The following is a 14,357-nucleotide window of genomic DNA, read 5'->3' as shown; positions in this document are numbered from 1 at the left end:
GCAAAGGGGATTTGTGTTGCAGGTACTTTTGCGATGTGTCCGCAGATGGTTGCCGCGCAGACCAAAATGACACCGGCGAAAATCGATGCTTTAAAAACGGAGCTTACCAAAGAGATTGATAAGCAACAGAAATTTACCCAGGAAATGGTCGATATGGTTTTCAGTTTCGGAGAACTGGGTTTTCAGGAAGTGGAAACTTCAAAATACCTGACTGATATTTTGCAAAAAAACGGGTTTACGATTGAAAATGGAATTTCCGGAGTGCCAACAGCCTGGACTGCAAAATGGGGATCAGGTAAACCGGTTATTGCAGTCGGAAGCGATATCGATTGTATTCCAAAAGCATCGCAAAAACCCGGTGTTTCTTATCACGATCCGATTATCGAAGGCGCTCCTGGGCATGGAGAGGGCCATAATTCCGGTCAACCTTTGAATATTACTGCTGTTCTGGCTTTGAAAAAAATCATGGAGCGGGAGAAGATTCCGGGGACGATCATGTTATGGCCCGGCGTTGCGGAGGAGCAGCTTGGCACGAAAGCATATTACGTTCGTGATGGTTATTTCAAAGATGTGGACGCTTGTATTTTTACGCATGTGGCAAACAATATGTCGGTTTCTTATGGTGATGCCGGAAACAATGGAATGGTTTCAGCCTTATTCAGTTTTGAAGGTCAGGCGTCTCATGCGGGTGCGGCGCCATGGCGCGGAAAAAGTGCTTTGGATGCAGTTGAGCTGACCAATATTGCCTGGAATTATCACCGTGAGCACATGGAAACCACCCAGCGCTCGCATTATGTGATCAAGGACGGAGGCGACCAGCCCAATGTAGTACCTTCGAAAGCTTCAGTCTGGTATTATTTCCGCGAAAGAACTTATCCTAAAATTATGCAGATGTATAAAGATGGAATCAGAATTGCGGAGGGTGCTGCCCAAATGACTGAAACGAAAATGACCTACGAGGTTCTTGGAAGCGCCTGGCCGGGACATTTCAATCAGCCCATGGCGGAGGCGATGTATGAAAATATCAAAGCCGTTGGGTTGCCGAAATGGTCGGAGGCTGACCAGATACTTGCGAAAGCTGCACAAAAAGAAATGGGGAATCCGGAAGGAGGAACTATTGAAAATAATGGTCTTGCTACTACATTAAGTCCATTTGCAAAACCGACCGCAACGTCGAGTTCGGGCGGCGGCGGTTCGGATGACATTGCGGATATTTCATGGAATTTACCAACGATCGTGCTGAGATATCCTGCGAATATTCCTGGTCTTCCGGGTCATCACTGGGCAAATGCTATCGCGATGGCAACCCCGATTGCGCACAAGGGCGTAACGGCTGGTGCGAAAGTTGAAGCAATGACTTTACTCGATCTTTTTGTCAAACCGGAGGTTATCAAAAATGCGAAAACGTATTTTACAGACGTACAGACAAAAGATGTAAAGTACACGCCGATTATTTCAAAAACGGATAAACCCGCCATTCACCTGAACGAAAAAATTATGCAGGAGTTTCGTCCGGAAATGAAAAAATACTATTATGATCCGGCTAAGTATCCAACCTATCTTGAACAACTTGGTATTAAATATCCAACGGTGAGGGATAGTAAAACAGAAGGGACAGGGAAATGACGTCGGCAGTCGGCTTTCGGCGATCGGCTTTCCAATAGCCAGGACTGAAAGCCGATGGCCGACTACCGATAGCCAATATTTTATGCTTACAACGAAATCACTTTCTCATCATTATGCCAGCGAAACGCTCTCTTTTCCGGATTTGCATATCCGGAAAGGCGAGCAGTGGCTGGTGTTGGGTGAATCTGGAAGTGGCAAAACCACGTTGCTGCACATTTTGACGGGTATTAAAAAACCGAGTTCCGGCTCAGTTTTTATTGGTGAAACTGAGCTTTACAAACTTTCTAATTCTGCGCTGGATCAATTTCGCGGACGTAATATCGGTGTTGTTTTTCAGCAGCCACATTTAATAAAAAGTCTTACAGTTAAGGAAAATTTATTTCTCGTTCAGACTTTTTCAGCTTTTAAAAATGATGAACAAAGAATCACAGAAGTTTTGACTGATCTTGATATTATTCAAAAAATGAATAGTTATCCGTCCACACTAAGCCAAGGGCAATTACAGCGTGCTTCAATTGCCCGGGCAGTTTTGAACAAGCCAGCTTTACTTTTTGCAGATGAGCCAACATCGAGTCTGGATAATAAAAATGCTAATGCGGTAATTGATCTGTTATTAAGACTTTCTGATGCAGATGGGGCGACGCTGATCGTTTCCACGCATGACGAGAGGGTCAAGGAAGCGTTTTCAAAAGAATATATTTTATAACCGGCGAATGAATTTGATCAGGATAAGTTGGAAAAGTTTGCAGTTCAATCGCCTCACATTTTTCTTAAATGTGCTGCTTATAGCGTTTGGGACAGGCATTCTGACTTTATTGCTTTTAGGTTCCACACAGGCAGGTGAAAAATTAAAAGGAAACGCGAATGGAATTGATCTGGTGGTAGGAGCGAAGGGCAGTTCGCTTCAATTGATTCTGAGTAGTATCTACTTTATTGATTTTCCGACAGGGAATATTTCATTAACGGACGCAAAGAATCTAGCCCAAAATCCTATGGTAAAACGTGCGGTGCCGCTTGCGCTAGGCGATAATTATGCCGGGTTTAGAATTGTTGGAACGGACACGAGTTATATTAATCTCTATCATTTAAAACTTGTGCAGGGCAATTATTGGAAAAATGATTTTGAAGTCGTCATCGGATCGGAAGTGGCGAAGATTAAAAAATTGAAAGTAGGAGATAAGTTTAGCGGGTCGCATGGGTTGAGCTCGGACGAAGATGTTCATGAAAGAGATCAGAATACAATAACCGGAATTCTGAAACCTACCGGCACAGTCACGGATAATCTTGTGCTGACCAGTATCGAAAGTATCTGGAAAATGCACGGAATTGAAGATGGTCTTGAAGAACCAGCACACCAAAGCAAAAAGGAAATTACATCACTTTTAATCCAATACCGCTCGCGTATGTCAATCGTGCTTTTCCCAATGATGGTGAATAAATCAACTTCGATGCAGGCAGCATCTCCCGCTAAGGAAAGTGCCAGGTTATTCTCACTGATCGGCGTTGGAGTCGACACTGCGAAGTGGTTTGCAATCATCGTCATGCTGATTTCAGCGATAAGCATTTTTGTGACTTTATATAATTCCTTAAAAGAGCGGATGTATGATCTGGCCATTATGCGCGTTATGGGCGGGTCCCAGTTGAAAGTCTTCATAATCATTATTCTGGAAGGTATTATTCTGACGGTAATCGGATCTGTTATCGGCTTGTTTCTGGGACATATCTGTCTGCAACTGATTGGCCATTTTCAGGATTCCCCGCAAGCGCGGTTAAGTGGGCTTTATTTTATGCCGGAAGAATTATTTATTGTCCTGGGCGGATTCTTGGTTGGCGTTGTTGCTAGCTTTTTACCTGCAATCCAAGCTTATAGGACGGATATTTCTAACACTATTTTACGAGCTTAAGTCATGATAATGAAAAAAATAGTTTTCCTTTTTTTATTTTTAACGGTTGCATTGCTTGCAAAAGCACAGCCGCCAACGCATATTCCGTTGATGAATAACACCTGGAAACTGATCGCAGAACGAACTTATAAAAAGAATAAGGAATTTAAAATGGTGCCAGCCTTTCCGGCAAAACTGGAAGCCTTGCAAAATAAAGTTGTAGAACTGCCCGGTTACATTATACCAATTAATGCCGATCTTAACCATTCCGAATTCATGTTGGCTGTGGTCCCGATGGATCAGTGCCCGTATTGCGGACAAGGCGATATTCCCTCGATGGTCGAGGTGAAAATGGGTAAAGAATTGAATTATACCGATAAACCTGTAAGACTTAGGGGGAAGTTACTACTTAACAAAACGGGTGATTTGCGGTCGGAAATATTCCTTTTAAATGCTGAATTAATAAAATAACGGTTTAAAATTTTTGATTAAATAACTCCTATACTATGAAATTAAGTTTTAATACATTAGCCGTTTTACTGGCTGCGGGGTCAGTTTCTTATGCTCAAAGTCCCGCTGGCGGCGGAGGCGCACCAGCCAGGCAAGCAGCCACACCTGCAACAAGTATTGCTTCCATCACGCAGGGATTGAAAAAGTACGATGGTTTTTTTAATTTTTATTATGACGAAAAATCAGGGAAAGTTTATCTGGAAGTGGATAAGCTAGACAAGGAATTTCTCTACTTTTCTTCCCTGACAGACGGCGTTGGGAGCGGCGGGCCCGAACGTGGACAAGCTTCTTCGGCTATTGCCAAATTTGTAAAAGTAGGTTCAAAAGTGTTATTGGTTGAGCCTGTTTACAGTTACCGTGCGATCACAGAAAATCCGGATGAGAAAAAAGCTGTCGAAAACGCTTTCGCAAAATCGGTGATATGGGGTTTCGTGCCAGCTGCGGTTGAAGGGGATAAAATGCTGATTGACCTGACACCATTTATCATCCGGGACAGTCAGAATATTGCTTCACGTTTAGGCGTGCGAAGAGCTGCCGGGCCGGTTGCGGTGCCGCAGCCAGCTGGTGGCGGCGGAGCATACAAAATGGATGAAAGCCGTTCGGTACTGTATCTTGAAAACACGAAAAATTTCCTAAAAAACACGGAATTTGAAGCGCTGATCACTTTTACCGGAGGAAACCCGAATACAGGATTTTTTGGCGGCGGGCCTGGCCTTGCACCTGATCCAAGTGCGGTTAGCGTGAAAATGCATCAGTCTTTCGTTGAGCTGCCCGATGATAAATATAAAACCAGAAAGTTTGATGCACGTTCCGCTTTTGGGATGTTCAGCTACATGGATTTCTCGGCACCGATGACGGAACCGATTGTGAAACGATTTATCAGAAGGCACAGACTTGAAAAGAAAAATCCAGGTTCTGCCCCAAGCGAAGCAGTGAAACCCATTGTGTATTATATCGATCGTGGTGCTCCGGGACCTGTGAAACAAGCTTTAATTGAAGGTGGAGCGTTTTGGAATGAAGCTTTTGAAGCAGCTGGTTATAAGAATGCTTTCCAGGTGAAAGAGCTTCCGGAAGGCGCTGATCCGATGGATATCCGTTATAACGTGGTGAACTGGGTGAACAGAAATGGAAGCCCGCGCGGCTTTTCTTACGGATCGTCTTATGTTGACCCACGTACCGGTGAAATTATTAAAGGCGTAGTAACGCTCGGCTCTGATCGCCATCGCCAGGATTACCTGATTGCGGAAGGTTTATTGCAGCCTTATGAAGATGGAAAGCCTGTTCCAAAAGCGATGCAGGAATTGGCTTTGGCTAGAATACGGCAATTGTCTGCACATGAGATAGGCCATACGCTTGGATTCAATCACAATTTCGCTGCAAGCCCGAAAGACAGAGCTTCGGTAATGGATTATCCGTTCCCTAAATTTTCTTTGAAAGCGGATGGTACGGTCGATATTTCAGATTCGTACGCCAAGGGAATCGGAAGCTGGGATAAGCGCGCTGTGATGTGGGGATATACCGAGTTTCCGGCGGGCAAAGAGGATGAAGGTTTGGAAAAAATTATGCAGGAAACGCTTAAACAAGGATTTATTTACATCCCGGACATTGGCGGAAACGCGCATCCGACTTCTCACCAGTGGGACGATGGTTCAAATCCAATTGATCAGATGACTAACATTATGACGGTCAGAAGAAAAGTTTTGGATAATTTTTCTGAGAAAGCAATCAGGCAAGGCGAGCCGATGGCAACGATTGAAGAAGTGTTGGTACCGGTTTATTTGTTGCATCGTTATCAGGTTGAGGCAGTTGCGAAATCGGTTGGTGGTTTATATTTCACACATGCGGTGAAAAACGACGGACAGGTTGTTACGAGGATGGTTGAACCGAAAGAACAATGGAGAGCGTTGGAATCCTTGTTGAGCACCATAACACCAGATGCACTTGCTTTGCCGGAGGCATTAATCAAGAAAATTCCGCCACGCCCGTCAGGATATCCTGCAAGTCTGGAAACATTCTCAGGGCATACGGGGCCAACTTTTGATCCGATCGCTGCGGCTGAAACAGCTGCCGGAACGACATTGTCTTATTTGTTAAATGCAGAACGTGCGGCACGTTTGGTTGAATACAATGCCAGGGATGAAAAACAGCCCGGCCTTATGCCTGTGATCGATAAACTTTTTGAAAGCACCTGGAAGGCACCTGTCGTGTCGGGATATAAGGGTGAATTGCAAACCTTAGTTAACAACCTTTCGCTGAAATATCTGCTAAATCTTGCCGCTAATTCAAAAGCACCGGAAAGCGTTCGTGGTGAAGCGTTATTGAAAGTGAGTGAATTGGGCGACTGGATGAAAGGAAAAATGGCAAGTGCTGCGCCAAAACAAAAAGCGAACATACTTTTCGGACTTTCTCAAATTGAGGAATTTAATAAAAACCCGAACAAATTTGAGCCTGCTTCGGTATTGGATATGCCCCCTGGTGCGCCAATCATGGGGTTAATGGATTTCATGGGTTGCTCTCAGACTCATTTTCAAGGCGAGCAATAAGCTAAAATACCCAAACTAAATTAAGCGGATCAGGAAAATCGTGGAATTGATTACAAATTTCAAGATCATTTCCTGATCCGCTTTCTTATTTTTTTCGAAAAGTATTTAACATTCCGGATATGAAAATAAATCTTCTTTTGGCGGTAGCAATGCTGTCCATTACTGGCTATTCTTTTGCCCAAAATTCTCCGGCAACAGCAAATCAGTCTGCTCAAACAAAATCCTCACAAGTACTTTCCATTGCCAGAAAAACTGCCGGAATGAGAAAAAGTGAAGGGTATTTTAATTTTTATTATGACGAAAAGGACGGCAAGATTTTTCTTGAAATTCCTGACGTTATGTTTGATAAGGAATTTTTATATGTCAATTCAATGCCGAGCGGCGGCGGCGGGGCGGGAGATAGGGGAGCCGTTGGCGGATACCGCATTGTGAAATTTATAACCGTCGGCCCAAAAATTTTTCTGACGCTTCCTAATTATGATTACCGCGCGGATACTGACAATCTTGAAGAAAAAAAATCTGTGGCTGAATCATTCCCCCAGTCGATTATCTGGGCAGTTAAACCGGAAGTGAAGGAAGATGGAAAGGTGCTCGTAGATCTTACCAGTTTTTTACTCCGTGACAGCCAGAAATCCGGAGAAAGGTTGGGCGCAGTGGGATTTCGTCCGACAGCACCAGGAAATGTATACCGCGTGGATGAAACCAGGTCTGCTTTCGCGATCGCCAATACAAAAAGTTTTCCAAAAAATACCGAATTTGAGGCGTTGCTAACTTTTACTGGTCCGGGTGGAAATGAAAGGAGTTATTTCAGCGGTGGCCCGGGAAATGCTCCGAAAGCTCCGGATCCAAATTCCGTGACACTTCAAAATCATCACTCATTTATCGAACTACCTGATGATAAATATAAAAAGAGAGAATTTGATCCGCGCTCGGGATATAATTCCATGGACTACTTCGACTTTGCCGCTTCAATCGAACAGCCAATTATTAAAAAATATATTCGCAGGTGGAGATTAGAAAAGAAAAATCCAAATGCGGAAAAAAGTGAGGCGGTAAAACCAATCATTTATTATGTCGACAGAGGAGCGCCGGCGGAAATAAAAAAGGCATTGATTGAAGGTGCATCCTGGTGGAATCAGGCGTTTGAAACCGCCGGTTATATCAATGCTTTTCAGGTAAAAGAACTTCCTGAGGGAGCGGATCCGATGGATATTCGGTATAGTATCATTAATTGGGTACACCGTCCGACCCGTGGGTATTCTAATGGAATCGGAATTTTTGACCCAAGAACAGGCGAGATCATCAAAGGGCAGGTTACGCTCGGTTCCATGCGTGAAAGACAGGATTTCCTGATTTTGCAGGGCTTAACGCAGCCTTATGGAGACGATAAAACGGCACCTCAAAAAGCAGTTGAACAGGCTATGGCACGAATCCGCCAGCTGGCCGCCCACGAGGTTGGTCACACGCTGGGATTGTATCATAACCACATGTCCAGCAGCAATGACAGGTCTTCGGTAACGGATTATCCTTTTCCGAAAATATCTTTGAAAAAAGACGGCTCGATTGATATCTCGGAAGCCTATACCAAGGGAATCGGTACTTATGACAAACGTTCGATTTTATGGGGTTATGCAGAATTTAAAAAAGGAGAAAACGAGAAAGCAGGTCTTGAAAAAATCATGCAGGAATCAATCAGAATAGGGGAGCTTTTTATGTTTGATCTCGGTGTGCATCCGCAGTCTGCGCATTGGGATAATTCAGGAAATGCCAGTAAAGAATTGTTGAGATTAATGGAAGTCCGCAAGCAGATTTTAGCAAGATTTTCTGAAAAAGCGATTCCGATCGGCGCTCCGCTGGCAACTTTGGAAGAGGTGCTGGTTCCTCTTTATCTGCTTCATCGTTATCAGATCCTGGCAACTTCCTACGTCGTCGGAGGAATGAATTACCGATATGCACTTCGCGGCGACGGTCAGCCTGTTACTGAATTCCTTGATCCAAAAGAACAGCAGAAAGCACTTGAAGCCATTATGTTGGCAATATCACCGGCTGAGCTCGCAATTCCTGAAAAATTAATAAAATCATTGCCGCCATATCCAATCGGATATGCCAAAACGCAGGAAAATTTTAAGGGATATACCGGCTTGACGTTTGATCCCGTTGGTTCAGCGGAATCTTTGGCTGGGGATTGCATCACCTTACTTCTCGACCCAGAAAGAGCTGCCAGACTTTTAGAATTCCATGGACGAGACGCCACGCAACCCGGCTTGATTTCGTTAATCAATAAACTGAATGATCAAATATGGAAGTCCGCGGCGCTGCCTGGTTATCAGGGTGATTTGCAAAGTATGGTCCGTAAGGTTTATCTCAAAGCATTGTTAGGATTGGCGGCAACTACCTCCGCTTCTGATAACGTTAGAGCGACCTTGATAGGAGAAATTGATAATCTCAAAAACTGGATGATTTCACAGAAAAGTACAACCGATGCAAAACTAAAAGGGGATGTGCTGTTCAGTCTTTTACAGATTAACCAGTTTGAGGCGGATCCGGATAAATTTAAACCTACGCCGCCATTAACGATGCCCGCAGGATCGCCAATTTAATTTTTGGTTTTTGTAAAATATGCATGTATCAGCTTTTCCAGAATCGGATACATGCATATTCTTTTTTAGCATAAAATATAATGATTATTTTAAACGGTACCGGTTACATATTTGCATTTTCCGGATTACATTTGGAAATCAATTATTAGCCACAATCCACATGAAATTTCTTATTCCTCTTCTGCTATTGTTATGTTCCGCTCCGGTTTTCAGCCAGATCATTTTCGAAAAGGATCTTTCCTGGGAACAACTTTCTAAAAAGGCAAAAAATGAAAATAAACTGATTTTTCTTCATCTGGAAGACGATCATTGCCAGCAATGTAACGACGTAGCGTCACAGGGATTTGGTGCCACTATTTTGAAAGAAAAATTTGAGAAAAACTTCGTTTCCATGCGCGTAAATGTCAAAACCGAAATTGGTAAGAAGCTGGCTGAAAAATTCGAGATAAAAGGAGCGTTGGTTTCTTTGTTCATTGATGCCGATGGAAATATCTTGAACCGCTATAATGGTTCAACAAGCGCGTCATTTGTATATGCGGAACAAGCCGATATTGCACTTAGCAGAACAGGTCAAAAAAAGCTGAAAGATTACGAAAATGAATATAAGGCAGGCGAGAGGTCTTCAAAGTTTTTAAAAGAATATATAGCAAAACGAAAAGAACTCTCACTTCCAGTTGGCGATTTACTGGAACAGTATTTTGGGCAATTACCAATTGATTCGTTAAAAAGTTATGACGTAGTTAAATTTGTCTATTCGCTGGGGCCTACGTTAGACAGTCGAGCCTATAACATCATACATTATGGAGCTCCACGCGGTCTGGTTGATAGTGTTTACAAAACAGCTTCGTATGAAGATGCTGTGGCTATGAACAACGCAATTATCGGCAATACTTTTCGGGCGGCTGTTGAAAAGAGAGATAAGAATCTGGCTTACAGGTTGTCTTCTTTCACCCAAAATACCTATAACAAGGACTATGTAAAAGGCCAGCTGGCGTCTCGCCGGGGGATGTTGAGATATTTGTATGCTGTAAAGGATACAGTCCAATATATAAGGGAAGCGAGAGAATTTTTGGATTTTACGCACATGCGTGTCACGGTAGATTCTCTGAGGAAAATGGACGAGGCAGATATGAAAAATCAACCTCCGCTGCCGCCCGTACCGTTTAGAAAAGAACCTATGCGGGTCGTTAGAGTTGCGCCGTCTTCACAGTTTTTTCATATGGACCTGAATGAACATGCCTGGCATTTTTACGAAATGTCGAGCAAGCCCTCTGACCTGGAAACAGCCTTAAAATGGTCGAATCAGTGTATGGAGTTTTTCAATGGACTGAACCAGGGGAAGCAACATCCTATGCGTCTGGGCAATCCTGCTTATATAGATACTTATGCTCAGATTTTGTACAAATTGGGCAGAAAGACGGAGGCGATAGAGTGGCAGACAAAAGCTGTGGAAGCTCAGAAACTGGTAGGGAATCCCGAATCATTTGAATGTACTTTGCTTAAAATGAAAGAGGGCAAATTGTGATTATCGAACCAGCGTGGACAAGTTTTGTCATCGTTCCAGGTTCTCAGAATTATTTGTGCGACAAAAAAAAATCTAACAAACACCACACTGTTCGGGATTATTGTTGATCGTTTATCTGTTTTAAAACCGAATTTACAATCATTTCTGACACGCCGGTTAACTCAGCAATTTTAACTGTTGAGAAGTCGGTGTTGCGAAGTAAACTTTCAACGAAATCCAGTTTAGCGATTTCAATTCCTGTCTGTATCCCTCTTTCCATCCCAATTTTTTTGCCTTTTTCGATGAAAATATCCAGCGTGTTCATAATCGTATCTTTTAATGTAATTGGTAGTGAATGTATTATTTCTTCAATTGCCTCTTCTTCTAAACCACTGTTAATGAACAGGTAAATTACAAAACTTTTCTGTAATTTCTCGGATTCTTCCGAAATCAGGAGAAGTATGCGCCGGGCATTTAATTTCAGCCATTCCTTTTCAAAGCTGTGTTTTAAAGCCAGGATCGATGCCAGAAGAAACTTATTGTTTAAAGTTTCGACCTGTTCATCCGAAATCTCTCCAAGATTATTGTAAATGTATTCAAAATCAGGTAGGTATTGCTTCCATTCCGGCTCGGGATTTTTAAATAAAGATGCCAGTGTCTGATATTTCCATTTTCCTTTGCCATGATACAATAACACCGGAATAATAATGGAAAGTTCTTCCTTGTTTTCAACCTGTTTTTGTAAACCGGAGAAGATGTAATGTCCAATTTGAAGAGGTGTGTACTTATCCGGATAGCTTTTGTGCTCAATTAACAAACAAATTTTAACTACATCGGGCGTGTCATTTTTCTCGCAGGAAAATACTATGTCAGAAATTGATTTTTTGAGTTGATCAGAAAGATAGGTATCCGGTATCTGGGTAAGTGTAGAGAAATTCAGTTTTGAAGATATAGATTCGGGTAAATAATTTCGAAAATACTCAGTCGCAATGGTTTTACTGGACAGAATTGCCCGGATAAAATTATCATGTATGGAAGTGTGTGTGTTGCTCATTTTGTAAAGATAATTTGTTTCCGGAAAAATGATAATTTTCATGCATCCGGAAACAAATTGTCAGACAACGCCACCACTAACTTCCACTCTGCACATCATCGTTCCGGATACCCCGTTTATTCTTTTTGATCGCGTCTTTCAATTTCCCAAACTTATAATTTACACTAAAATTAAAAGATCGAAAATAGTCGCGGCGATCATTAAGCTGAGCAAAATCAGGCCCGAATGATTCATTTCGGTTATGTCTGAACTTTGTGAACGGATTGTTGACCGCAGCCGAAAATGATAATTTGTCTTTAACAATATCCTTATTTACACTAAAAGAAGTGCTTAACATCGCATTGGAAGTGCCTTGAAGACTGACACTTGGCCCGTTTGCATTCAGGTTTGCATTGATCCGCCAGTCTTTTTCAAAACGATAACCTGTCGAGGACGAAATCTGGTACATAAGACCTTCATTTTTAATTAAAACACCGTTCACGACGCCTCTTACCATACCATAGGCAACCCGGGAATTCAGGCTGAAATTCCATTTTTTAGTGATTGGATAATTGATATTTAAATTTCCCTGCGGGAGTTTTGCAGTACCTGTATTTCCGTAAGATGTCCGCGTAATGTTGGATACGGAATCATAGACAGAAACCGGAAAGATTAGGTCTTTAAAAAAAGTATAACCAAGACCAAAATTGACTGACACTTTCTTTGACCAGTTATATCCCAACTGAATATCATTGACATTTGCCGGCCTTAAATCAGGATTTCCGGTACGTTCGAAATTCGGGTTTGATCTGTCTACAAAAGGATTTAACTGATAAATACCAGGTCGCTGAATTCTTTGCGTGTAACCGAGATTAAGCGCACTGCTGCCTTTCAGTTTTCGATTTATGGATACCGATGGAATGACGTTAAAATAATTCTGGCTCACACGTGATTCCGAGGAAATAAATTCCGCACGAATAACCGTTTGTTCGATCCGCGCACCGCCTTTAAAACTCCACTTTTTAAGACTGAACTGGTAAGTATTATACGCTCCAAAAACGTTCTGTTCATTCCTGAATTTATTTCCTAACCCAGGCTGAATTTCAAACTGATCAGTTTCGTCGTTTAAGGACCAGTTTTGAAAGTCGCTTTTATTATCACGGAAAATTGCTTTTATCCCTGCTTCAATGTTAAGTTTTTTTACAGGATAAACATAATCAATCTGAAAAGTCTGTTCTGAAAAACGCTGATCATTTAGCTGACGATAATCCGGGACCGCATAGTCTACACGCTCAGTGAACGCAATGTTATTATTTTGTTTATTTCCATAAGCAAATACGCGGTAAGAGAAGGTCAGCAATCTGTTTTTGTCAGCTTTAAATCCTTTCTGATAATTCAAAGCTGCGTCCATGCCTTGTCCGTTTCCAACATTGAGATTACGAAGTATATAGTTTTGCAATATATCCTGCGTATTTTGCAGCGAACTGTTCTGCGTCATTATACCATCTGATTTACTTCCGTTGATGTTAAACTGTCCCGAAAGCAGGTTTAGTGTATCAATTTCATAAGTAATTTCGTAACCTAAATATGCATTTTTACTATCGGTCTGATTGGTCCCGTTTTGAAGGAGGGTGGTTGGTTCTGAGCCAAATGTGTTTCTTAAAGCTGAATTTGTGGTGACAGGCGCATGGAAAGAGCTGGCACCTCCAAAAGCAGACATACCTAACTTTCCAAACTTTGCTGAGACTGATCCTCCGAAGCCGGGGCCGCCATTCGGGAATTTTTCACTGATGTTAAGCGATCCGTTATATCCGTTGTCAATTTTCTTGTTGGTGATAATATTGATTATACCAGCCAATCCCTCAGCGTCGTATTTTGCTGGCGGTGTGGTGATTACCTCGATGCGTTCAATCGAAGAAGCCGGCATACTACGTAAAACTTCCTTATAACTTCTTTCCATCATACTCGATGGTTTTCCATTAATTAGAATTTTAAAATCACTATTGCCTTTCAAATAGACCGTGTTGTCTGCATCGACAGACAGCAGCGGCACTTTACGCATCATATCCAGTACGCTGTTCACTTTGCTTTCAGGGTCAGCCTGCAAATCGTATGAAAGTCTGTCAACTTCCTGCGTTACAACTGGTTTTGCAGCCGTGATTTTGACTTCTTTCAACCCCAGGGTTGCCTGACTGATGCTGATGTTTTCCAGGTTCAGCGTTTGTTTGGTAGAATCTGTGAGATCTGCTTCAATCACTTTGTTTTTATATCCGACACCAATAATGATTACCTGATATTTAAGTGGTTTTAAACCAGAAAAAGTAAAGGATCCATCTTCTTTCGAGTAATCCACTTTCACAACTGTGTTTTTATCTGTCATTAGATTGACGGTAATAAAATCGAGCTTTTTTTGTGAAATTGAGTCTGAAATGAAGCCAGTAATTTTTCGATCAAGGACATTACTTTGCGCCGATACTTTTCGGGTTGTAAATAATAAAAAGCTGACAATCGCTGTCAGACAAAGGACAATAGATTTGATCTTCATGATATTTTATTTTTGATGGCTAATAAAAAGGCAAAGGGGTAACGCTCGGAAAATGGTGGTTTTCCATGGATCAAGTCATTATCATTTCAATATTTTTTCGGTGATAGTTTTAA

General features: G+C 42.1%; 9 protein-coding genes. 7 read left to right on the top strand and 2 right to left on the bottom strand.

Going from position 1 to position 14,357, the window contains the following annotated elements:
• Nucleotides 1-33: 33 nt before the first annotated feature.
• The 7 genes from L0657_RS24830 (at nucleotide 34) to L0657_RS24800 (ending at nucleotide 10,687) form a co-directional block, all read left to right on the top strand.
• Nucleotides 34-1,626 (top strand): amidohydrolase, encoded by a 1,593-nt coding sequence (locus tag L0657_RS24830; protein ID WP_409015102.1) that lies wholly within the window; start codon nucleotides 34-36, stop codon nucleotides 1,624-1,626.
• 82 nt (nucleotides 1,627-1,708) lie between these two features.
• Nucleotides 1,709-2,332: an ABC transporter ATP-binding protein gene (locus L0657_RS24825; RefSeq protein WP_235153476.1), complete on the top strand. Its 624-nt coding sequence runs from the start codon at nucleotides 1,709-1,711 to the stop codon at nucleotides 2,330-2,332.
• Between the two features lie 70 nt (nucleotides 2,333-2,402).
• Nucleotides 2,403-3,530 (top strand): FtsX-like permease family protein, encoded by a 1,128-nt coding sequence (locus L0657_RS24820; RefSeq protein WP_235153475.1) that lies wholly within the window; start codon nucleotides 2,403-2,405, stop codon nucleotides 3,528-3,530.
• A 9-nt stretch (nucleotides 3,531-3,539) separates the two neighbouring features.
• Nucleotides 3,540-3,980: a hypothetical protein gene (locus L0657_RS24815; protein ID WP_235153474.1), complete on the top strand. Its 441-nt coding sequence runs from the start codon at nucleotides 3,540-3,542 to the stop codon at nucleotides 3,978-3,980.
• Between the two features lie 35 nt (nucleotides 3,981-4,015).
• On the top strand, nucleotides 4,016-6,562 hold the full coding sequence (locus L0657_RS24810; protein ID WP_235153473.1) for a zinc-dependent metalloprotease: 2,547 nt from the start codon (nucleotides 4,016-4,018) through the stop codon (nucleotides 6,560-6,562).
• A 119-nt stretch (nucleotides 6,563-6,681) separates the two neighbouring features.
• On the top strand, nucleotides 6,682-9,162 hold the full coding sequence (locus L0657_RS24805) for a zinc-dependent metalloprotease (RefSeq protein ID WP_235153472.1): 2,481 nt from the start codon (nucleotides 6,682-6,684) through the stop codon (nucleotides 9,160-9,162).
• A gap of 160 nt (nucleotides 9,163-9,322) precedes the next feature.
• Nucleotides 9,323-10,687 carry a hypothetical protein gene (locus tag L0657_RS24800; RefSeq protein WP_235153471.1) on the top strand — a complete coding sequence of 455 codons (1,365 nt, stop codon included), beginning with the start codon at nucleotides 9,323-9,325 and terminating at the stop codon, nucleotides 10,685-10,687.
• 97 nt (nucleotides 10,688-10,784) lie between these two features.
• Here the strand turns inward: L0657_RS24800 and L0657_RS24795 are convergent, their stop codons facing one another.
• Both L0657_RS24795 and L0657_RS24790 read right to left on the bottom strand, forming a co-directional pair.
• Nucleotides 10,785-11,762, bottom strand: a complete 978-nt coding sequence (locus L0657_RS24795) for an Rpn family recombination-promoting nuclease/putative transposase (RefSeq protein WP_235153470.1) — start codon at nucleotides 11,760-11,762, stop codon at nucleotides 10,785-10,787.
• 34 nt (nucleotides 11,763-11,796) lie between these two features.
• A complete protein-coding gene (locus tag L0657_RS24790; RefSeq protein ID WP_235153469.1) occupies nucleotides 11,797-14,244 on the bottom strand; it encodes an outer membrane beta-barrel family protein in 2,448 nt (815 codons plus the stop codon).
• Between the last annotated feature and the right edge of the window lie 113 nt (nucleotides 14,245-14,357).

This window comes from Dyadobacter sp. CY345, assembly GCF_021502725.1.
Classification (GTDB): Bacteria; Bacteroidota; Bacteroidia; order Cytophagales; family Spirosomataceae; genus Dyadobacter.
Note: the sequence above shows the minus strand (reverse complement) of the source record. Positions and strands in the feature narration are given on the sequence as shown.